Raw genomic sequence first — 3,826 nt, 5'->3', positions numbered from 1 at the left:
GCCGGCCAGGACGACGCGGCCGGCCCCGCCGGCCAGGACGACGCCGTGAGGGCGTCCGGGTCGTCCAGCGGCCCGGGCAGCCCGGGCAGACCCGTGTCCGCCGGCGGGGCAGGTACCGGCCCGGACATCGGCGACGTCCCCCCGTGGTTCAGCCAGGACAGGTCCGCACCCTGCTGCGGGCGGTCCGGTCCGGGGGCAGGGCCCGGCAACGATGCTTGCCGGGGCTGACCCGGAGCGGTCACCCCGTACTGCGCCGGCACGCCACCGCGTCCTTCCTGGACCAGCTGCAGCAGACCACGGCCGCGCAATGCCACGATCCGGCCATGCACCGTCGAATGCCATGTGGATGTCGCATCGGCGAGGGTTGACTCGCTGGCGGTGATGAGCCCGTCGTCGTTTATATGGCCGATCAGGGCGTTCCACAGCTGCCGCAGCTGATCCTGCTGCTGCGTTGTGGTGGCGATGTGGTCGGCGTGCTGGTCGAACAGCGTCCGGGCCTCATCCGGGTCGCGCACCCATCGGCTGCCCGCAGGAAGGGCCGGCAACGGTGCTTGCCGGGGCTGACCCGGAGCGGTCACCCCGTACTGCGCCGGCACGCCACCGCGTCCTTCCTGGACCAGCTGCAGCAGACCACGGTCGCGCAATGCCACGATCCGCCTATGCACCGTCTGCTGCGGTATGGATGTCGCATCGGCGAGGGTTGACTCGCTGGCGGTGATGAGCCCGTCGTCGTTTATATGGCCGATCAGGGCGTTCCACAGCTGCCGCAGCTGATCCTGCTGCTGCGTTGTGGTGGCGATGTGGTCGGCGTGCTGGTCGAACAGCGTCCGGGCCTCATCCGGGTCGCGCACCCATCGGCTGCCCGCAGGAAGGGCCGGCAACGGTGCTTGCCGGGGCTGACCCGGATCGGTCACCCTGTACCGCGCCGGCACGCCACCGTGTGCTTCCTGGACCAGCCGCAGCAGACCACGGTCGCGCAATGCCACGATCCGGCCATGCACCGTCGGCTGCGGTATGGATGTCGCATCGGCGAGGGTTGACTCGCTGGCGGTGATGAGCCCGTCGTCGTTTATATGGTCGATCAGGGCGTTCCACAGCTGCCGCAGCTGATCCTGCTGCTTCCTTGTGGTGGCGATGTGGTCGGCGTGCTGGTCGAACAGCGTCCGGGCCTCATCCGGGTCGCTCACCCATCGGCTGCCCGCAGGAAGGGCCGGCAACGGTGCTTGCCGGGGCTGACCCGGATCGGTCACCCTGTACCGCGCCGGCACGCCACGGTGTGCTTCCTGGACCAGCTGCAGCAGACCACGGTCGCGCAATGCCACGATCCGGTCATGCACCGTCGGCTGCGGTATGGATGTCGCATCGGCGAGGGTTGGCTCGCTGGCGGTGATGAGCCCGTCGTCGTTTATATGGTCGATCAGGGCGTTCCACAGCTGCCGCAGCTGATCCTGCTGCTTCCTTGTGGTGGCGATGTGGTCGGCGTGCTGGTCGAACAGCGTCCGGGCCTCATCCGGGTCGCGCACCCATCGGCTGCCCGCAGGAAGGGCCGGCAACGGTGCTTGCCGGGGCTGACCCGGATCGGTCACCCTGTACCGCGCCGGCACGCCACGGTGTGCTTCCTGGACCAGCTGCAGCAGACCACGGTCGCGCAATGCCACGATCCGCCTATGCACCGTCGGCTGCCATGTGGATGTCGCATCGGCGAGGGTTGACTCGCTGGCGGGGATGAGCCCGTCGTCGTCCATATGGTCGATCAGGGCGTTCCACAGCTGCCGCAGCTGATCCTGCTGCTGCCTTGTGGTGGCGATGTGGTCGGCGTGCTGGTCGAACAGCGTCCGGGCCTCATCCGGGTCGCGCACCCACCGGCTGCCCGCAGTGGGTTGGGGTTGGGGTTGGTCGGGGTGGAGTGGGGCGGGGGTGGTGGGTGGCTCGCCGGCGTAGAGAGTGCCAGCGTCGGTGTGGGTCACCGCTGGGGATGGTTCCCAGTCCATTCCCGGCCCCTGGTAGGTGGCCCAGGCGTCGAGGTTCCCGCTGCCGTCGCCGGCCTGATCGTCGATGCGCGGCTGGCCGGGGTCGGTGGACATCGCAGCACCGTGCCCGTCGGTCGCACCAATGGCCGGGAACCGGCCCCGCCGGCCCCGCCGGTCCCGCCCACCCCGCCGGCCAGGACGACGCAACCGGCCCTGCCGGCCAGGACGACCCGGCCGGCCCTGCTGCGGGCGGTTCGGTCCGAGGGCAGGGCCCGGCACCGGCAACTCCGCCCCTGGATCCTGCGACGGGCCCCGCACTGCCTGGGCAGCAGACGCCGGGCCAGGACCAGACGGGTCGCCGTCTTCCGCTGGATCGGGCGACTGCCCGCCTGAGGCGGAGCCGGCCCACCGGTGCTGACCGCCAGCGGCGATGAAGTCCTCCTGATCCGGCCAGCGCACGCCGGGTTCCTGACCGTTCTCGACGATGTCCGCGGTCCGTACCGCCTCCACCAGATCCGGCCCGAACAACTCCACCGAACCATCCGAGAACAACACGGACCGCACCGGCTCGTCCACGTGTGGCCGCAGCTCGCCGGGTATCTGGTCTACCTCGTGCGTGGACGACATCAGCCGCCGGGCGCGCAGCTGGGTGCGGAGCCATTCACCGAAGGAGGTGGCCTGTCCCGGTCCCTGCCATGCCGCGTCGCACCAGACCAGCATGATGTCGGGTGTGCCGCCGCCCCGCTGTTGCGCCTGCGCAACGGCGTGTTGCCAGGCGGGCGAGGCGGTGAGCATCCGTAGGAACAAGGCCTGGCGCACCGGATCGTCGGCCAGCCGCTCGGCCAGGTTCCGGTGCCCGGCGATGGTGAACCATCCCTGCACCCACGGCAGCGCCTGTGCCGCCGTGCGGTCCGCCGCCGCCGCGTCCAGATCCGCCGCCGCCGGGTCTGCGAAGTACACGCCGCTGAACGTGTCCGCCATGGCGACATCCCTGGATGCCTCGAACAGCTGCGGCAGGACCCCGTCCGGCGACGCCGCCTGGATACCGATGTCCGCGGCGAGCCGGCGCAGCTGAGCGTCGGTGGCACGGCCGTAGCCGCCGCTGGCGAGATCGTGGATTCGTCCCGCGGCCGGCCCGTGGGCATCGGCGAGCCCGAGACCGGCCGGGCCGCTGCTGCCGGCCCGGCCGGACGCAGCGCCCGGCCGGGATGCCGTACCTGAGTCCACCGCGGACCCGATCGCCGCGACGGCCGGCCCAGTTGCCGCGACGGCCGGCTCGCCAAGACTGCCAGAGTCGGCACTGATCGGTTCGCCCAGCAACGACACATCACTGATCGAATCCGAGTCCCTGAAGCCGATCGAATCCGTGTCCCTCGAGCCGAAATCGGGGCTGAATACTCCATCGCTTGCAATAGACACGTCACTGACCGACGCAGTATCACTGGTGCTGTCGACGTCGACGATCGACATGCCACCGACACGGGAGCCGGCGCCACCCGGCACCGTACCGCGGGCCCCGGCCACATCCGGCGTCCCGGGCGTCGCGCTGCCGCCGGCCGATGCGAGCACCTTGTAGTACCCGTCCACCCACTCCCGCTGGAACGAGGTGACCAGCGCCGCATGACCGGCCGGATCGACGCCGTACCGGTGGGCCAGCGCGGTGAACTGGGCCTGCGCCAGGCCGGCCGCCGCCGCGGTGTGCTGCTCGGGCGTTATCGGTACGGCCGGCGCGCCGGCGCGCCCACTTTCTTGAATGTCGACGGTAGCCAAACTGGCGGCCGGTCCGGTGGTGCCGGGGATGGCCGCGGCCGTGAAACGGGCGGGCAGGTCGGTGACCGCCTGCCGGACCACGTTCG

At 70.9% G+C, this 3,826-nt stretch carries 1 protein-coding gene; it reads right to left on the bottom strand.

Going from position 1 to position 3,826, the window contains the following annotated elements:
• The coding region (locus V6U90_RS32720; protein ID WP_334444936.1) for a hypothetical protein at window positions 1–3,826 on the bottom strand (3,826 nt) is incomplete at both ends.

The organism is Micromonospora sp. CPCC 206060 (assembly GCF_036906895.1).
Taxonomy (GTDB): domain Bacteria; phylum Actinomycetota; class Actinomycetes; order Mycobacteriales; family Micromonosporaceae; genus Micromonospora.
This window is presented reverse-complemented; position numbering and strand designations above follow the sequence as displayed.